We start from the raw sequence: 16,615 nt of genomic DNA, 5'->3' as shown, positions 1-16,615 counted from the left end.
GTGCTACCGGGTCACTGCTGCGGCGCCGGCGGCATCAGGACGGTGTCGATGAGGTAGACGGTCGCGTTGGCCGTCTTCACACCGCCACAGATGACGTTGGCGTCGTTGACCTTCCATTCCTCGCCTTCACCGGTCACCTCGACGGTACCGCCCTGGACGGTGGTCTGGGTGCCTTCGATGTCCGACGGCGCGATCTGACCCGGCACCACGTGGTAGGTGAGGATGCTCGTAAGGGTGGCCGTGTCGGTCTTCAGGCTCTCGATGGTGGCCGGATCGATCTTGGCGAAGGCGTCGTCGACCGGCGCGAACACGGTGAACTCGCCACCGTTGAGCGTGTCGACCAGGTTCACCTCGGGGTTGAGCTGACCCGACACCGCTGCGGTCAGGGTCGTGAGCTCCGGGTTGTTCGACGCGGCGACGGCCACCGGCTCCTGCGCCATACCCTCGATCGAGCCCGGCCCGGTCGGTACCGCGGCCGCGTAGGCGTCACAGCCCGGGCCGACGAGGCCCGCCGCCATGGCGTCCTCGGAGGTGGTCGGAGACATCGCCGACGTGGCGTTCTCCATCGCCGACGTGGCCGTCGTCTCCGTCGACGAACCGGAGTCGTCGGACGAGCACGCCGCGACACCCATCATCGCCATCGCGCCGATTCCGACTGCCGCCAAGCTCTTTCGCGTGTTGATAACCATGGCCCTCTTCCCTTCGGTGTCGTGATCCGTGCGACCACGTCGGTCAGGTGTGTCATCTGCCATTCGGCACGGTCGGGAAGGCGGATGGGTGGATGTCGAGAATTTTTTTCGACCCATCCGATTCGGGCCACGCTCCGAACACCGGGCATGGAGATCGCATCGAACCGGCCCCGCGCTCACGTGCTGGTTCTCCCGGGCGGCAAGCCGGTCAGCACGTCCGCCGCCCGGCCGTGGCACCTGTCCGCGCTGCGGATGACATTGCTGACCGAGTCCCTGCGTTCCCGGCTGAGCATGTACGACATCACCGTCGGCCAGGTGCGCTACACCTACCGCGGCTGGAACGGGGACCGGATGAGTCCCGTCCACGATGCCCTGCGCGCCCTCGACGAGGTGCACCGGCGGCGCGGCGACGTCCGGATCGGGCTCGTGGGTCACTCCATGGGCGGACGGGTGGCGGCCCACCTCGCGGCACAACCGGGTGTCGGGGCTGTCGTCGCGCTGGCACCGTGGTGGCCCGAGGACGACGGCGCGCTGATCCCGCCCGAGCGCCGGCTCCTGGTCGTGCACGGCACCGCCGACACGTGGTGCGATCCGCGCGTGAGCGCGGTGCAGACGGCCCGGGCCCGCGGGCGCGGCGTCGACGCCCAGTTCCGGCCGCTGGCGGGCGGCGGTCACTTCCTGCTCACCAAGCCGGGCTGGTGGCATGCGGTCACCGCCGAGTTCCTGCGGGAATCCCTGGCCCCGGCCGGCCGTCCCACCGGAGGCGACCATGTCTGACGTCCCACACGTTGTAGACCTCGGGCTCTTCCGGAGGTGATCGCGGTGCTCGATTCGACCCTCGCCCCGCCCCCCGGCCCCGGCCGCCGGGACGGTCCGCCGGCGGATGGCTTGAGCCGCCCGAATCGCCCGACTAGGCTTTCGCTCGATGAGCGGACAGAGCCGATGACCGGCGTCGGCGGACGTACCGACACACTCGACGCGTTGCTCGCGCGCGTAGCGGCGCAGGATGCGGCTGCATTCGCCGAGTTCTACGACCTGACCCGTGCCCGGGTGTACGGCATGATCCTGCGGGTCCTGCGCGATCCCGGCTACAGCGAGGAGACCGCGCAGGAGGTCTACCTGCAGGTCTGGCGGTCGGCCTCCGGGTTCGACGCCGCGCAGGGTTCCGCGCTGTCCTGGCTGATCACCCTGGCGCACCGCCGTGCCGTCGACCGGGTGCGGTCCGAACAGTCCGGGGCCGACCGCGAGGCCCGCTACGGCGCGAGCAACGTCGACTCGGCGTTCGACGTCGTCAGCGAGGAGGCGGCCCGGCGCGAGGATCAGCAGCAGGTCACCCACTGTCTGGGCACCCTGACCGATCTGCAGCGACGGTCCGTCGAACTGGCCTACTACGGCGGCCTGACGTACCGCGAAGTGTCCGAACAACTTTCGGTCACGCTACCGACCGTGAAATCAAGAATCCGCGACGGACTACTCCGTCTACGCAAGTGTCTGGGGGTGCAGGGCGATGAGGAGTGAGGCCCGGCCCGGTTTCGGCGATTCCGACCGCGAACTGATCGACCTCGCGGTCGTGTATGCGCTCGATGCGGTATCCGATGCCGAGCGCCGCGACATCGAGGCCCGGGTCGCCGGCGCCGATCCCGAAGTGGTGACGGCGTTCGACCGGGAGACGGCGGCCGTGCGGGAGACGATGGCGACGGTGTCCGCGTCGACGGCCTCCGAGCCGCCGGCACGTCTGCGTGAGCGGCTGCTCGACGCGGTCGCGGCCGAGTCCGGTCCGCCCGCCGCACCGGTCTCGCTGGACGAGCGGCGCAACCGGCGACGTAACTTCCTGCTCACCGCGGCGGCCGCGATCCTGATCGCCGTGGGTGGATTCGCCGTCGTGACCCAGCTGCAGGAGAAGACTGCGACCACTTCGGAGCAGGTGTTCGCGGCGGAGGACGTGCGCACCACCTCGGGTGAGATCGAAGGCGGCGGAGTTGCCACGGTGGTGTACTCGAAGGAAGCCGACGCCGGTGTTCTGGTGATGAACAACGTGGCACCACCCGCCGAGGGCAGTGTCTACCAGATGTGGCTGATCACCCCCGAGGGCCCGGAATCCGCGGGCATCATGGACGCCGAGGCGGTGGCGCCGTCCACCACGGCCGTCCTCGAGGGTGTCGGGCATTCGACCGCGCTGGCCTTCAGTGTCGAACCGCCGGGTGGGTCGACGCAGCCGACGCAGATCTTCGCGCAGTTGCCGCTGAGCTGACCCGCCGGACGGACCTGCCCGCCTCGTCGTGGCAGGTCGACGCAGCCGCGGTGCGGCAGGTCGACGCAGCCGCGGTGCGGCAGGTCGACGCAGCCGCGGTGCGGCAGGTAAACGCAGCCGCGGTGCGGCAGGTCAGCGCTGTGCCGATCGGACCAGTTCGATCAGAAGGGAGCGCAGGGTGCCGGGGTCGGATACCACCGCGGTCGGTTGCGCATCGGTGCGTTCGAGTTCGATCATCGCCCGGTACAGCTCGTTTCCCGACTCGGTGATCTGCACACGCATGCGCCGCTCGTCGGCGGGATCGACGGTGCGCGTGACGAGGCCGGACCGCTCGAGGTGCTCGACGGTCCGGCTCATCGTCTGGTCGGTCACCCGGCACGCCCGGGCGATCTCCCGCTGGGAGCGAGGTCCGTCGGCGATCGTATGCAGGGCCACCAGCCCGGCGTGGGTGAGACCGTGAGCGCGCAGAGTCGATTCCCAGGCCTGTTCCACCAGCCGGGCGGCCGTGGACAGCAGCCGGCCGGTAGGCCAGCTCTCGAGATCGTCGGTCATGAGATACCTTTTCACTATTGTTCAGCTCGCTGAGTAAAATGGGCTCGGCGTAGTCGCATTCTCCTGGAGGAAGATTGAACACCGTCACCGCGCCGGCTCGTTCACCTCGCCGCATCCGCTGGTTGCTGCCCGCGGTGCTGCTCATCGCGTGGCTCGCGATCGCGGGCGCCGGTGGGCCTTTCGCGGGCAAGCTCAGCGACGTCCAGCAGAACGACAACAGCTCCTTCCTCCCGGCGTCCGCGGAATCCACGCGGGCGGGCGAACTCTATGCGGACTTCACCGACACCCGGTTCGTGCCCGCGATCGTCGTGGCCGAACGTCCGTCCGGCATCACCCCCGACGATCTCGCCTACCTCGCGGGAGCGGCCGTCGGCCCGCCGCCGGTTCCGTCGCAGGACGGTCAGGCCGCCCGGTTGATCGTGCCTGTCGACAGCACCGGAGAGGTAGGCGAGGCCGTCGACGAGTTGCGCGCGCAGTTCGCGAACCCACCCGAGGGACTGACGGTCTACGTCACCGGTCCCGCCGGGCAGATCGCGGACCTGACGACGGCGTTCGAAGGCATCGACGGCCTGCTGCTGCTGGTCGCCGGTGGCGTGGTCCTGCTGATCCTCGTCGTCGTCTACCGCAGTCCGCTGCTGCCGTTCGTGGTGATCCTCTCCGCGGTGTTCGCCCTCGCACTGGCGAGCCTGCTGGTGTATCTGCTGGCCGACGCCGGCGTCATCGCCCTCAACGGACAGAGCCAGGGCATCCTGTTCATCCTTGTCTTCGGCGCCGCGACCGACTACGCCCTGCTGCTGGTGTCCCGATACCGCGAGGAACTGCGTCTCGAGCAGGACCGGTTCGCCGCGATGCGCACCGCGTGGCGGGCGACGTTGGAGCCCATCGCGGCGTCGGCGGGCACCGTCATCGCCGGCGTGCTGTGCCTGCTGCTGTCCGACCTGAACTCCAACCGCGGCCTCGGTCCCGTCGCCGCGATCGGCATCGTCGCCTCGTTCGTCGCCTCCATGACCTTCCTGCCGTCCGCGCTCGTGCTGCTCGGCCGCGCCGCGTTCTGGCCCAAGCGGCCCACCGTCGACCCCGATGCCGATCGCGACGACCTCGCCTCGGCGCACCGGTTCTGGAGTGCCCTCGCCCGGAAGGTCGGCGCCCACCCGCGCCGGATCTGGGTCGTGTCGAGCATCGTGCTCGTCGGCTTCGCGATGCTGCTGCCCCAGTTCAAGGCCGGCGGCGTCGCGCAGTCCGAGATCTTCCTGCTCGAGACCGAGTCCGTGACCGGCCAGGAGGTGCTCGGCCGGCACTTCGATGCGGGCACCGGATCGCCCGCGGTGATCGTCACCCGTGAGTCCGCGGCCGGCGACGTCGCAGCCGCCGCCCGCGTCGAGGGCGTCACCGAGGTGGTGCCGGTGACCGGGCCGGACGGCGCGACGACCGTCGTCGACGGCCGCGTCGCCCTGCAGGCGACCCTCTCGGATCCGGCCGACTCGCTGGCCGCCGAGAACACCGTCGAACGCATCCGCGACGCGGTGTCCGGGATCCCGAACGCCGAAGCCCTCGTCGGGGGCAACTCGGCCGTGGATCTGGACACCAAGAACACCGCCACTCGCGACCGCACGGTCATCATTCCCGTCGTCGTCGCCGTGGTGCTGCTGATCCTCGTGCTGCTGCTGCGCGCGATCGTCGCGCCGGTGCTGCTGATGCTGACGGTCGTCGTGTCCTTCGCCGCCACCCTCGGGGTGTCCTCGCTGGTCTTCGACCACCTGCTCGGCTTCCCCGGCGCCGACCCGGTGGTTCCGCTGTTCGGCTTCGTCTTCCTCGTCGCACTGGGCATCGACTACAACATCTTCCTGATGACCCGGGTGCGGGAGGAGAGCGCCCGCGTGGGCACCCGGCGCGGCACGTTGCGGGCCCTGACCGTGACCGGCGGCGTGATCACCTCGGCGGGCATCGTCCTGGCCGCGACGTTCTCGGCGCTGGCGGTGATCCCGCTGCTGTTCCTCGCGCAGATCGCGTTCATCGTCGCGTTCGGCGTGCTGCTCGACGCCCTGCTGGTCCGGTCGCTGCTCGTTCCCGCCCTGACCATCGACATCGGCAAGCGGGTGTGGTGGCCGAGCGCGCTCTCCCGCCGCGAACCCGAGAACGCCGACTAGACGGGTTGCCGCCCGCCGTCGCGCTCGGGTGGAATCGGAGCGGACGCGGTGCGGAGCCCGGGAATCCCCCCGGCCGTACCGCCGGACCGAGAAGGAGACAGATCGATGCAGATCCAGCTCAACAAGGACAGCCACATCCAGATCGACGACGACATCGCCGACCGCCTCGAGAGCGAACTGGCGTCCGCGGTCGAGCGGTTCGCCGACCGGATCACCCGGCTCGAGATCCATCTCAGCGACGAGAACGCCGGGAAGTTCGGCACCACGGACAAGCGGTGCCTCCTCGAGGCACGCATCGCCGGTCAGCAACCGATCGTCGTCACCCACAACGCCGGCTCGGTGAAGGAAGCGTTCGACGGTGCCGTCCACCGCCTGCGCAGCCTGCTCGATTCCAAGCTCGGCCGATCGACCGACCACAAGGGCGGTCCCTCCATCCGCCACATGGGCACCGAGGAGTAACGGCTGCGACCCGGAATCCGCGCGGGAAACACCGGGCGGATTCCGGGTTGCGCGGGTCACGCGCGACGGCTCATTCCACCTCGTGCTCGGCCGGGTCGACCGGCGACTCGGCCACGGTCCGGAACCGGGCGAGGTCCTCGGGGTGGTGCCCCGGCTCGGCGGCCACGGACTCCACAAGCAACCGCAGTTGACGCTCGAGCTCCGGCAGGTGCTCGTCCCGGCCGGCGGCCCGCACATGGTCGGTCAACATGCGCAGCACCCGCGCGACCGCGGTGGCCACGTGCAGTTGCCGCGGACACGCCTGCCGAATCTGCTCGAAGGCATGCTCGACGTACTCCGCCGGGGACAGCATCCACGGGCGCAGCAGCACCCGGCCGTCGGCGCCGGAGACCGACAGCGGCGGCACGTCGGCGGTCAGCAGCGTTCGCAGCAGGCTGCCGATGCGGAGCACCACCTCGGTCGCGGTGGTGGGGTCGTTGATCGCGGAACTGAGGGCGCGCAGGCCGATGTCGACCAGCTGGCGCAGCGCGAAATCCACGTCCTGCTGCATCGTGCGCGTGTCGGAGATCTCCACCGCGGACTCGAGCCGGCGACGGACCCTGTCGGCACTGTCCGGGACCGGCCAGACCCGCAGCAGCACTTCGCCACGATGGATGTAGGCGCCGGGACGCGTCTCCAGGCGCACCACCGTCGACGGGGGTACCGACGCGAGGAGATGCTCGGTCGGCGCCTGGGTGACCCAGCCGTCCCGGACCGCCGGCACCGTCATGATCGCGTCGGATTCCGGCCGGGACACCGCCGCCGCCGGGATTTCCGTGCGGCTCTCCCGGACCGCCGCGGCGAGCACCCCGTCCGCTTCACCGGCGATCGTGCGCACCACCTCACCGACCTGCAGGCCGTGCGCGAGCCTGTCGAGATAGGCGACGATCAGGACGACGGTGGCCACCGTCAGCACCAGGGCCACGGTCATCGACGCCCCCGGCGCCGGTTCGGCCGCCTCGGCTCCCACGTGCCGCAGCGTCAGCACGCAGTAGACGAACGTCGCCACGAGCATGCCGATCACCGTCTGGCTCACGCGGTCCCGGATGAACGAGCGCATCACCCGGGGCGAGAACTGGCTGCTGGCCAGCTGCAGGCTGACCACGGTCAGCGAGAACACCACCCCCGCTGTGGTGATCGTCGCTCCCGCCACGGTGCTGAGCAGCCACGTCGCGCCGTTGCTGCTCATCTGCACGGCCCAGCCTGCGACGTCGGCGGGGAAGGTGCGGTCGATGTACGCGGTGACCTCGGCGAGGATCACCCCGGCGGCGACGATCAACGTCGGCAGCGCGAACAGGCTCTCGCGAAATCGGTACGCGGCAGCCGCCATACGCAGCTGCGGCAGCGGTCTCGGACGGGCTCTCATACCCGCCGACGCTATCCGCCGTCGGGCTCGCGCGGCCGGGTACCGACGCCCGCTGCTGTTCCGTCCGTTGTCGTGCGCTCGATGTATTCCCGACGGTGGGTCACCACGTCCGAGGTGGGAGGCGATCCGTCGACACGACGGATTCGTACCGAATTGTCGGTTCCGAGCAGCACGAGGCCCTGTGCGGGGCTACCGTCGACGCATGTCAGCGGACGTTGCTGCGGCACCTGCGGCGCACCCCCACCTGTCTGCCCGGCCCCGCGGCCGCCTGAACTCGGTCCCGCACGTGGCGGGCCTGACCCTCGGGATCTTCGCCTTCGCGGTGGCACTGTGGTCCATCTCCCCCACCCTGCGCTACTTCGTCCACACCCCACGCGAATACGTCGACACCTACCTGTTCGACGCTCCCGACACCAGCCTGTCGTATGCACTGGTGCTCGGTCTGCTCGCGGCGGCCCTGGCCAGCCGCAAGCGGATCGCATGGTGGATCCTCACCGTGTACCTGGCCGGATTCGCGATCTACAACGGGTACGTGGCGGTGTCGGAGCGCGACATCGACGCGGCGATCGCTCTCGTGGTACAGGTCGCGGTGGTGGGGATCCTGCTCGCGGCGTACCCGGAGTTCTACACGCGGGTCCGGCGCGGCGCGGTGTGGAAATCGCTGGGTGTCCTCGTCGCCGGCCTGGCCGCCGGGACCCTGATCGGGTGGGGCCTGGTGGAACTGTTTCCCGGCACCCTGCCGCCCGACGAGCGGTTGCTGTGGGCGGTCAACCGGGTCACCGCCCTGTCCCTGCTCGACAACGATCAGTTCAGCGGGCGCCCACACGGATTGGTCAACACCCTGCTCGGCCTGCTGGGGGCGCTGGCGCTGATCGCGGCCGTGATCGTGCTGTTCCGGTCGCAACGGGCGACCAACGCGCTGACCGGGAACGACGAGTCCGCCATCCGGGGGCTGCTCGAGCGGAACGGCGACGATTCGCTGGGCTACTTCGCGACCCGCCGCGACAAGGCGGTGGTCTTCGCGCCCAGCGGTAAGGCCGCGGTGACCTACCGCGTGGAGGTCGGCGTGTGTCTCGCCAGTGGCGATCCCATCGGAAATCCGGAGGCGTGGCCGCACGCAATCGACGAGTGGCTCGCGCTCGCCCGGGGATACGGCTGGGCTCCGGCGGTGATGGGGGCGAGCGAGGCCGGTGCCACCGCCTATCGCCGGGCCGGTCTGACGGTCCTGCAACTGGGTGACGAGGCCGTTCTCCACACCACGGGGTTCTCGCTGTCCGGCCGGGAGATGCGGCCCGTACGCCAAGCGGTGACGCGTGCGCACAAGCAGGGCGTGACGGTGCGCATCCGCCGGCACCGGGATGTTCCGGAGGCCGAAATGGCGCAGGCGATACGCCTTTCCGACGACTGGCGCGACACCGAGACCGAACGCGGATTCTCGATGGCGCTCGGGCGGCTCGGTGATCCGCTCGACGGGCAGTGCCTGCTCGTGGAGGCGACGGTCCACGGCGAGGTGGTGGCGTTGCTGTCCCTCGTCCCGTGGGGAGCCGACGGCGTGTCGCTCGACCTGATGCGGCGGAATCCGCAGGCCCCCAACGGCGTCGTGGAGATGATGGTCTCGGAACTCGCCGCCCACGGCGGCGAATTCGGGATCACCCGGATCTCGTTGAATTTCGCGGTGTTCCGCTCGGTGTTCGAGGAGGGCGCACGGATCGGCGCCGGTCCGGTGCTGCGGCTGTGGCGTTCGGTACTGGTGTTCTTCTCCCGCTGGTGGCAACTCGAGGCGCTGTACCGATCGAACGTGAAGTACCAGCCCGAGTGGGTGCCCCGGTTCCTGTGCTTCGCGGACAACCGGGTGCTGCCCCGGGTCGGGATCGCGTCGGCGATCGCCGAGGGCTTCCTCACGTTGCCCAGCTTCGGCCGGGAGCGCAGCGCCCGCCGCCACACCGGAACCCACACGTCCGCTCCTCCGGCGCTCGTCGAGACCGGCATGCTGCGGGAGGACGGCAGCACCCCCGCCGCCGTGCCGGTGCCGGAGTCGCGCAGCGGCCCCCGCCGTCCGGAGCAGGTGCGGGTGCGGATGGCGAAGCTCGAACGGCTCGTCGAGGCGGGCGTCGACCCGTATCCGGTGGCGAACCCGCCGTCGCACACCTGCGCGGCGGCGCTTACCGCGCCCGAGGGCACCGCGGTGCGGATCGCCGGTCGTATCCTGCGGCTCCGCGACTTCGGCGGCGTGCTGTTCGCGGTGGTGCGGGACTGGTCGGGGGACGTGCAGATCCTGGTCGACCGCAGTCGCGTCGGCGGCCGCCGGTTCGTGTTCGACCTCGGAGACCTCGTCGAGGTGAGTGGGGTGACGGGCCGCAGCCGCAGCGGCGAGCTCTCGGTGCTCGCGGAGGACTGGCGGCTCGACGGCAAGTGCCTGCACCCGCTGCCCGACAAGTGGCGCGGCCTGACCGATCCGGAGGCCCGGGTGCGGCAGCGGTACGTCGACCTCGCGATCAACCGCACCGCGCGCCGGTTGCTCGCGGCACGCAGCGCGGTGGTGCGGTCGCTGCGCGAGCAACTGCAGGCGCGGGGCTACCTCGAGGTGGAGACCCCGATCCTGCAGCCCGTGCACGGCGGCGCCAACGCGGCGCCCTTCACCACCCACATCAACGCCTACGACCTCGACCTGTACCTGCGGATCGCACCCGAGTTGTACCTCAAACGTCTGTGTGTGGCAGGCATGGAAAGGGTCTTCGAGATCGGCCGGGTGTTCCGCAACGAGGGTGCGGACTTCAAGCACAACCCGGAGTTCACCATTCTCGAGGCCTACGAGGCACACGCGAACTACGAGGTCATGCGGGTGCTGGCCCGCGAGCTGATCCAGGCCGCGGCCGTCGCGGCCCACGGACGTGAGGTGATCGTCCGGCCCGGCCCCGACGGGACGCCCGTCGAGATCGACATCTCCGGCGAGTGGCCGGTGAAGACGTTCCACGGGGCGGTCTCGGACGCGCTCGGCACCGAGATCGACGCGCAGACCCCCGTCGAGGAGCTGCGCCGGCTGTGCGACGAGCACGAGATCCCGTACAACCCCGAGTGGGATGCCGGTGCGACGGCGCAGGAGATGTACGAGCACCTCGTCGAATCCCGCACCGAGTTCCCCACCTTCTACACCGACTTCCCCACGTCGGTCTCCCCGCTCACCCGCCCGCACCCCACCAAAGAGCTCGTCGCCGCCAAGTGGGACCTCGTCGCGTGGGGAATCGAGCTGGGGACGGCGTACAGCGAACTGACCGACCCGATCGATCAGCGGGCGCGGCTCACCGAGCAGTCGCTGCTCGCCGCGGGGGGCGACGAGGAGGCGATGGAACTCGACGAGGACTTCCTGCAGGCGCTCGAGCACGCCATGCCGCCCACCGGGGGTCTCGGGATGGGGGTCGACCGGATCGTCATGCTGATCACGGGTGGCAGCATCCGCGAGTCCCTCGCCTTCCCCCTCGCCAAGCCCCGCGCACGGCGGTGAGTGCCGGTTTCACGTGAAACACCGGGCCGACCGAGCGCGCGATCGGTCGCCGTGCGATCGTGGTGACGTGCAGCTTCTCCTGATTCGACACGCCCTACCCGAGATCTCCCGGGTCAGCGAGGGACGCGCCGACCCGTCGCTGACCGACGAGGGCCGCGCACAGGCCGCGCGGCTGCCCGCCGCACTCGAGCCCTACCGGATCGCGCGGGTGTTCAGCAGCCCGCAACGCCGCGCCCTGGAGACCGCCGCGCCGCTCGCCGAGGCCCGTGGGCTCCCCGTCACCCGGCTCGAGGGCCTGGCGGAGTACGACTACCACCTCGACCACTACATTCCGTTCCACCTCGCGCAGGAACTCGCCCCGGACGCCGTGGCGCGCATCCGCGCAGGTCACCTACCCAACTTCGTGGATGCGGACGAATTCCGCACCCGCGTTCTCGCCGCTACCCAGCACATCGTCGACACCTGCGCGCACGACGACACCGTCGCCGTGTTCGCCCACGGCGGTGTCGTCAACGTCCTGCTCCAAGACCTGCTCGGGCTCGACCGGCCGCTGATGTTCCCCATCGAGTACACGTCGGTGACCCGCATCCTCGTCTCCCGCACCGGTGCCCGGCGGGCGGCCTCGGTCAACGAGACCGGGCACGTGCGCGACATGCTGCGCGTCTGATCCGTTCGCCGTAACCGGTGTGAACCGGCTCGGATCCGGGTATCGGTACGACGTGGGCGGAACCGCGACGAGGCGGCCGCCGCGAGGGCGTAGCAGCCGGGCGGTAGGTAGCCGTCGGGGCCGCGACCACCGCCCGGCGTCGACGACGCCGGGCCCCGAGATTCGACGAGCAGGAGATTGCCATGATGAGAGCTCTGACCTTCGCCGCCGGTGCCGCCGTGGGCTTCGTGCTGGGCACCAGGGCCGGGCGTGAGACCTACGAGAAGATGCGCGATCAGTCCGTTCAGCTGTGGAACAAGCCCGAGGTGCAGCAGAAGGTCACCGAAGCGAAGGAGACCGTGCAGGAGAAGGCGCCCCAGGTGCAGGAGAAGGCCGGCGACCTGGCGAAGAAGGCCGCCGAGAAGGCGCACATCTCTGGCGGCGGCAACATGGCTCCCGACGCCGCCGGGGGCGGACCGGCTGTGACTCCCCCGGCCGCGGGCGCACCGATCGTCCCGCCTCCGACCGAGGGCAAGCACTCCCTCTAGCGCCCGGACGCATACCGGCCCGGTGCCGCACCGGGTGAGTTCCGGTGCGGCACCGCCGGGTGCACTCGCGTACGGGCACACCGAGCCCACGCAGGCGGGGCTCACACCATCGATTCAGGAGGCGACATGACCCGACCCGACGGCGACGGCGACCCTGCCACCGCAGACACCGACAGCGGCTCCCGAGGTGCCGACGACGACGTCCTGTCCGATCCGGCCGAGTGGGCCGGTGAAGGCGGTGCCACCGACGAGGGCCCGTCCACCGACGTCGAGAACGGGTGAGATCAGGCGCGCCGCGCGGGTTCGCAGTCGCTCGGCCCACTGCTCGGCGTCGTCCACGCCGATGACCAGGGCGTCGCGCTTGTGCCCCGACAGTTCCATGCGCAGGGCGGGCTGCCCGCGCCGCACGGCGACGAGTTCGTTGCGCCCCGCGCGGCGCAGACGAGGAGGCCCTCGCCCTGGTCACCGAGATGCGGCAGCTGCTGACGCGTCACGTCGAGCTGGGACCCGGCCCGGGCCGGCGCCGACGACTGCTGAGCACCGTCGTCGTACCGGCCCGCGACGTGTCGGGACAGGAATCCGGGGAGCGATGAGCGGCCGGTCCGGCTACGCGACGGCGGTGAGGGGATGGATCACCGGAGCGGACGCGAGATGCTCCCCCACCGTCGCCAGGGCGGACGTGACGTGTCGGGAGGTCATGTGCGCGTCGAGCGCCTCCTGACCCGACCAGACCTCGACCGTCACGAATGTGCCGGGCGCCGAGCCGGATTCGAACAGCTCGTACGAGACGCAGCCGTCCTCGTCGCGACTCGCCGCGGCCAGCGCCACCAGCGCGCCCCGCACCGCGTCCTCCGAACCGGGCTTCGCCGGAATGGTTGCCACCACACGCAGTTCCGTCATCGCTCGACGGTACCGCGTGCGGTTGCCGTGCACGAGCGGCTCGGACGAGGAAGATGTAGCCCATGAGATCGCGGATCGCGGAGATGCGTCGATGGCGCGCAGGGACAGTGGTACATCAGCGCCTGCACGACCTGACCGGGACGCTCGTCGTGGTCACCGGGGCGGGCAGCGGCATCGGCCGCGCGACGGCCCGGGCGTTCGCCGACGCGGGGGCGATCGTCGTGGTCGCCGACCGCAACGTCGACACTGCCCGCGAGACCGCCGAGATGCTCAACGCGCCCGTCCCCGGCGGCGGCGGCTCGCGGGCGGTCTTCGGTGGCGGCGCGCACGCCTACGAACTCGACGTCGCCGACGAGGAGCAGGTGCGGCGGTTCGCCGCGACGGTCCGTTCCCAGCACGGCGTGCCGGACGTGGTCGTCAACAACGCCGGGATCGGCGTGATCGGCACGTTCACCGCCACACCGCAGCAGACATTCGAGCACGTCATGGACGTCAACTTCTGGGGCGTGGTGTACGGGTGCCGGGCCTTCGGAGACCAGATGCGCGAGCGCGGCACCGGCGGGCACATCGTCAATGTCGCGTCGGCGGCGGCGTTCACCCCTCAGAAGAGCCTCGTCGCCTACTCGACGAGCAAGGCCGCGGTCCTGATGTTCACCGAGTGCCTGCGGGCCGAACTGATGGTCCACGGGATCGGTGTGAGCGCGATCTGTCCGGGGCTCGTGGGTACGAACCTGGTTCCCGGTGCCGAGATGGTGGGCCTCGGCGCACCGGAGCAGCGCACGCTCCGCGAGCGGGTCACGGCGCTGTACCGCACGCGCAGCTATCCGCCGTACAAGGTCGGCGAGGCGATCGTCGCCGCGGTGCGGCACAACCGCGCGCTGGTGACCGTGACCCCGGAAGCGAAGACCCGGCAGTGGGTGAGCCGCCTCGCCCCGGAGGCGATGCGATTCGGCGCCCGCTTCGAGCCGGACCGCTGAGCGCCGTGCGCCCCCGCCCGTGCACGGCGAACTCGATCTCCACGTTGTCGGCGGCCGGCGACGCACCGCTCAGGGGATGACCGTGAACGGGTATTGCCGTGTGCCCGGAACCGTGGTCGCCGGGTCGAGCGCGGTGGGTCCCTCCGGGCCGGGTCCCGACTCGGGCCTGCCGGTAACCTGACCCTGTGCCGGATCGTCCGATTCTCGTCAGTGCCTGCCTGGCCGGCGTCCCGTGCCGATACAACGCGGAGGCCCGGCCGGACGAGGACGTGGTCGCCGACGTGGCGGCCGGACGCGCGATCGCCGTGTGTGCGGAGGTGCTGGGTGGGCTTCCCACACCGCGCCCACCGGCCGAGATCGTCGGCGGCGACGGTCAGGACGTCCTCGCCGGCCGAGCACGCGTCGTCAGCGACACCGGAGCGGACCTGACCGATCCGTTCGTCCGCGGGGCCGAGATCGTCGCCGGGATCGCCGCCGAGCACGACGTGCGCGAGGCGATCCTGCAGGCACGCAGTCCCTCCTGTGGCTGCGGAGCGATCTACGACGGAACGCATTCGGGGACCGTGACCGACGGCGACGGCGTGCTCGCCGCTCTGCTCACCGCGCGCGGTATCACCGTGCGCGCGCGACGCGGCTCGCGGACCTGACGGACCGTCAGACCTTGGACGCCAGCCAGTTCCGCAGCCACGTCGTCGCCGAGGTGCCGTTCGGCTCGACCACGTAGTTCGTGTAGTCCTGGTGGATCTGCGACTCGTAGAACTGTCGGATCTTGATCTCGCGCTCGTCGTTCGCCTGCTCGGTGAGCTGGGACTGCAGGATGGGCAGCCCGCCCGCGCTCATCAGGTCCAGGTAGATCGCGTCGGCCTCGGCACGGTACCGGTCGATGGCGGACGGGTCGCCCCCGGAGGCCATCGCGAGGAAACCCGCAGCGCGGGTGACGAAATCGTCCTTGGGTGTCGAACAGTACAGGTCGCCCACGGCGCAGAAGGTGCGGACGTCGCCGCTGACGAACCCGAATCCGCCGATGCGGGGCCCGCCGGCACCGTTACCCGCGACGGGCGGTCCGATCAGGATGTCCGCCTCGGACCGACGGGGGTCGGAGAGCAGGCCGACCGCGGCGAGCCGATGCGGCGGAACCACACCGAAACCGGTGCCGATCTCGGCAGCGAGATCGCCGGCCGCGTCGGCACCCTGGCTGTAGCCGACGAGCGCGAACCGTGCCTCGGGACATGCGGCCGCGGTGGCGGCGATGATCCCGCGGGCATTGTCGACGGCCTGCTGCCGTGACACGCCGTAGACGTCGCCTTCCCATGGGAAGGCCGTCGCGGCGTACCGGACGTAGTCGACCCGGGCCCCGGCGGGAAGTCCGGAGGTGACCGCCGCGAGCATGCCGTTGCCTCGCTGCGGCGCGGGCGTGTTCGAGGTTTCCCACGTGCCCGGCACGGCGACGACCTGGAGCGACGGGCACCCGGCCGGATCCGCCTGGACCGCGGGAGCCGACACCACCGACCCCACTACGGTGGCCGCGGCGGCCGCCACCAGCGTCAATGCACTTCTCAGCCTCACCGCTGCCCCCTGAGGTCTCCTGCCGATCTCGACGTCGTCACGAAATGATGCACATGCAATATGACACAGAGATGAACGAGACGGGAGACCATCTTTACTCCCGCAGGACGGTCACCGCTCCCCCACCGATGTTGGTGACGAACACGTTCCCCGCCCCGTAGTCGACTGCCGTCCCCACGGTGCCGCGATCGACGACCCGTTGCAGCTGCCCCGGACGGTCCACGACGGTCACCGCCGAACCCCCGATGTTGGTGACGAAGACGTTGCCGGTCAACGGATCCGTGACCACGACGCCGGGCGGCAGCACCTCCGGCGGCAGCGGACCGGCCGCCGCATCGTGGTCCGCGATCGTCACGTGGCCGGCACCGAGGTTCGTCACGTAGACACCGTCCGTCCCGGCGTCGAGTGTGAGTTCCGGGGTGAGATCCGCGGGCGGCGAGGCCGCCGGGCTCGGCGCAGCCGGGGGCGGACCCGCCAGGACCCGGTCACGGTCGACAGTCACCGTACCGACGCCGAGGTTGGTGACCGCGACGTTGCCGTTACCGCCGTCCACGCGCATCTCGACCGGTGCTCCGGACGGCGTCGCAGCGGCAGCCGGACGCGGCGGCACGGACACGGTCACGACGCCAGGCCCCACGTTGGTGATGCACGAATTACCCGCTCCCCCATCGACTCCGAGGAGCCGAAGGCCGTCGTACCCGACCACGGGCGGCGCCTGCGGAACGCCGTCGACGGTCACGGCACCGCCGACGTTGCGCACACACTCGCCGGGGACCTGCGCGCCGGCAGGGGCGGCACCCAGGGCCGCCACGGTGCCGGCGCCGAGGACACCTGCCGCAAGTGATCGTCTCGTGATGCGGTGACCTATGCGCATCGTGATGCGGTGACCCATGCGCACGACCATAACGCGCGAACCGTCCCGAACGGACGAAACGGGAAGGGCGCGCCCACCGGATTTCCGGCGGACGCGCCC

General features: G+C 70.6%; 17 protein-coding genes. 10 read left to right on the top strand and 7 right to left on the bottom strand.

Going from position 1 to position 16,615, the window contains the following annotated elements; all coding sequences use genetic code 11:
- Positions 1–11: 11 nt before the first annotated feature.
- Entirely contained in the window at positions 12–689 is a 678-nt protein-coding gene (locus ACM26Y_RS00335) for a fasciclin domain-containing protein (protein ID WP_289380088.1), read from the bottom strand.
- Between the two features lie 147 nt (positions 690–836).
- Between ACM26Y_RS00335 and ACM26Y_RS00330 the strand changes: the two genes are divergently transcribed.
- The 3 genes from ACM26Y_RS00330 to ACM26Y_RS00320 all read left to right on the top strand — a co-directional run bounded on the left by ACM26Y_RS00330 (position 837) and on the right by ACM26Y_RS00320 (position 2,940).
- Entirely contained in the window at positions 837–1,466 is a 630-nt protein-coding gene (locus ACM26Y_RS00330) for a dienelactone hydrolase family protein (protein ID WP_289380087.1), read from the top strand.
- Positions 1,467–1,631: 165 nt separating this feature from the next.
- A complete protein-coding gene (locus tag ACM26Y_RS00325) occupies positions 1,632–2,207 on the top strand; it encodes a sigma-70 family RNA polymerase sigma factor (protein WP_003936578.1) in 576 nt (191 codons plus the stop codon).
- A complete protein-coding gene (locus ACM26Y_RS00320; RefSeq protein WP_289380086.1) occupies positions 2,197–2,940 on the top strand; it encodes an anti-sigma factor in 744 nt (247 codons plus the stop codon). Before ACM26Y_RS00325 ends, ACM26Y_RS00320 begins: the two co-directional genes overlap by 11 nt.
- A 132-nt stretch (positions 2,941–3,072) precedes the next feature.
- Here the strand turns inward: ACM26Y_RS00320 and ACM26Y_RS00315 are convergent, their stop codons facing one another.
- Positions 3,073–3,492: a MarR family winged helix-turn-helix transcriptional regulator gene (locus ACM26Y_RS00315; RefSeq protein WP_003936580.1), complete on the bottom strand. Its 420-nt coding sequence runs from the start codon at positions 3,490–3,492 to the stop codon at positions 3,073–3,075.
- 74 nt (positions 3,493–3,566) lie between these two features.
- Here ACM26Y_RS00315 and ACM26Y_RS00310 point away from each other — a divergent pair, with 74 nt between their 5' ends.
- Positions 3,567–5,639 carry an MMPL family transporter gene (locus ACM26Y_RS00310; RefSeq protein ID WP_416062341.1) on the top strand — a complete coding sequence of 691 codons (2,073 nt, stop codon included), beginning with the start codon at positions 3,567–3,569 and terminating at the stop codon, positions 5,637–5,639.
- 105 nt (positions 5,640–5,744) lie between these two features.
- Positions 5,745–6,098, top strand: a complete 354-nt coding sequence (locus tag ACM26Y_RS00305) for an HPF/RaiA family ribosome-associated protein (protein WP_054370885.1) — start codon at positions 5,745–5,747, stop codon at positions 6,096–6,098.
- Positions 6,099–6,168: 70 nt separating this feature from the next.
- On the opposite strand, the gene ACM26Y_RS00300 is transcribed toward ACM26Y_RS00305, so the two are convergent.
- Positions 6,169–7,467: a DUF2254 domain-containing protein gene (locus ACM26Y_RS00300; protein ID WP_416063752.1), complete on the bottom strand. Its 1,299-nt coding sequence runs from the start codon at positions 7,465–7,467 to the stop codon at positions 6,169–6,171.
- 238 nt (positions 7,468–7,705) lie between these two features.
- On the opposite strand from ACM26Y_RS00300, the gene lysX reads away from it, so the two are divergent.
- From lysX to ACM26Y_RS00285, 3 genes are all read left to right on the top strand, one after another.
- On the top strand, positions 7,706–11,005 hold the full coding sequence (gene lysX, locus ACM26Y_RS00295) for a bifunctional lysylphosphatidylglycerol synthetase/lysine--tRNA ligase LysX (protein ID WP_416062340.1): 3,300 nt from the start codon (positions 7,706–7,708) through the stop codon (positions 11,003–11,005).
- A 67-nt stretch (positions 11,006–11,072) separates the two neighbouring features.
- Positions 11,073–11,672, top strand: a complete 600-nt coding sequence (locus tag ACM26Y_RS00290; protein WP_416062339.1) for a histidine phosphatase family protein — start codon at positions 11,073–11,075, stop codon at positions 11,670–11,672.
- A 182-nt stretch (positions 11,673–11,854) separates the two neighbouring features.
- On the top strand, positions 11,855–12,199 hold the full coding sequence (locus ACM26Y_RS00285; protein ID WP_054370877.1) for a YtxH domain-containing protein: 345 nt from the start codon (positions 11,855–11,857) through the stop codon (positions 12,197–12,199).
- A 114-nt stretch (positions 12,200–12,313) separates the two neighbouring features.
- On the opposite strand, the gene ACM26Y_RS00280 is transcribed toward ACM26Y_RS00285, so the two are convergent.
- Positions 12,314–12,607 (bottom strand): hypothetical protein, encoded by a 294-nt coding sequence (locus ACM26Y_RS00280; protein ID WP_416062338.1) that lies wholly within the window; start codon positions 12,605–12,607, stop codon positions 12,314–12,316.
- A gap of 198 nt (positions 12,608–12,805) precedes the next feature.
- A complete protein-coding gene (locus ACM26Y_RS00275; protein ID WP_054370876.1) occupies positions 12,806–13,099 on the bottom strand; it encodes a putative quinol monooxygenase in 294 nt (97 codons plus the stop codon).
- A gap of 62 nt (positions 13,100–13,161) precedes the next feature.
- On the opposite strand from ACM26Y_RS00275, the gene ACM26Y_RS00270 reads away from it, so the two are divergent.
- Together ACM26Y_RS00270 and ACM26Y_RS00265 are read left to right on the top strand one after the other, a co-directional pair.
- The gene (locus ACM26Y_RS00270) at positions 13,162–14,076 is read left to right on the top strand and encodes an SDR family NAD(P)-dependent oxidoreductase (protein WP_416062337.1); all 915 of its coding nucleotides are present in this window, start codon (positions 13,162–13,164) and stop codon (positions 14,074–14,076) included.
- A 185-nt stretch (positions 14,077–14,261) separates the two neighbouring features.
- Positions 14,262–14,723 (top strand): DUF523 domain-containing protein, encoded by a 462-nt coding sequence (locus tag ACM26Y_RS00265; RefSeq protein ID WP_416062336.1) that lies wholly within the window; start codon positions 14,262–14,264, stop codon positions 14,721–14,723.
- Between the two features lie 7 nt (positions 14,724–14,730).
- Here ACM26Y_RS00265 and ACM26Y_RS00260 read toward each other — a convergent pair whose 3' ends face one another.
- Both ACM26Y_RS00260 and ACM26Y_RS00255 read right to left on the bottom strand, forming a co-directional pair.
- On the bottom strand, positions 14,731–15,642 hold the full coding sequence (locus ACM26Y_RS00260) for a cutinase family protein (protein WP_416062335.1): 912 nt from the start codon (positions 15,640–15,642) through the stop codon (positions 14,731–14,733).
- A 94-nt stretch (positions 15,643–15,736) separates the two neighbouring features.
- Positions 15,737–16,534, bottom strand: coding sequence for a PE-PGRS family protein (locus tag ACM26Y_RS00255; protein WP_416062334.1), 798 nt, complete (start codon positions 16,532–16,534; stop codon positions 15,737–15,739).
- Positions 16,535–16,615: the final 81 nt, after the last annotated feature.

This window comes from Rhodococcus indonesiensis, assembly GCF_047782815.1.
GTDB lineage: Bacteria > Actinomycetota > Actinomycetes > Mycobacteriales > Mycobacteriaceae > Rhodococcus > Rhodococcus indonesiensis.
Note: the sequence above shows the minus strand (reverse complement) of the source record. Positions and strands in the feature narration are given on the sequence as shown.

What these genes read in the sequence shown, in the direction of transcription:
- ACM26Y_RS00335 (WP_289380088.1), bottom strand. Translation starts at nt 689, where the DNA reads ATGGTTATCAACACGCGAAAGAGCTTGGCGGCAGTCGGAATCGGCGCG.
- ACM26Y_RS00315 (WP_003936580.1), bottom strand. Translation starts at nt 3,492, where the DNA reads ATGACCGACGATCTCGAGAGCTGGCCTACCGGCCGGCTGCTGTCCACG.
- ACM26Y_RS00275 (WP_054370876.1), bottom strand. Translation starts at nt 13,099, where the DNA reads ATGACGGAACTGCGTGTGGTGGCAACCATTCCGGCGAAGCCCGGTTCG.
- ACM26Y_RS00330 (WP_289380087.1), top strand. Translation starts at nt 837, where the DNA reads ATGGAGATCGCATCGAACCGGCCCCGCGCTCACGTGCTGGTTCTCCCG.
- ACM26Y_RS00320 (WP_289380086.1), top strand. Translation starts at nt 2,197, where the DNA reads ATGAGGAGTGAGGCCCGGCCCGGTTTCGGCGATTCCGACCGCGAACTG.
- ACM26Y_RS00285 (WP_054370877.1), top strand. Translation starts at nt 11,855, where the DNA reads ATGATGAGAGCTCTGACCTTCGCCGCCGGTGCCGCCGTGGGCTTCGTG.
- ACM26Y_RS00325 (WP_003936578.1), top strand. Translation starts at nt 1,632, where the DNA reads ATGACCGGCGTCGGCGGACGTACCGACACACTCGACGCGTTGCTCGCG.
- ACM26Y_RS00305 (WP_054370885.1), top strand. Translation starts at nt 5,745, where the DNA reads ATGCAGATCCAGCTCAACAAGGACAGCCACATCCAGATCGACGACGAC.
- lysX (WP_416062340.1), top strand. Translation starts at nt 7,706, where the DNA reads ATGTCAGCGGACGTTGCTGCGGCACCTGCGGCGCACCCCCACCTGTCT.
- ACM26Y_RS00255 (WP_416062334.1), bottom strand. Translation starts at nt 16,534, where the DNA reads ATGGGTCACCGCATCACGATGCGCATAGGTCACCGCATCACGAGACGA.
- ACM26Y_RS00300 (WP_416063752.1), bottom strand. Translation starts at nt 7,467, where the DNA reads ATGGCGGCTGCCGCGTACCGATTTCGCGAGAGCCTGTTCGCGCTGCCG.
- ACM26Y_RS00270 (WP_416062337.1), top strand. Translation starts at nt 13,162, where the DNA reads ATGAGATCGCGGATCGCGGAGATGCGTCGATGGCGCGCAGGGACAGTG.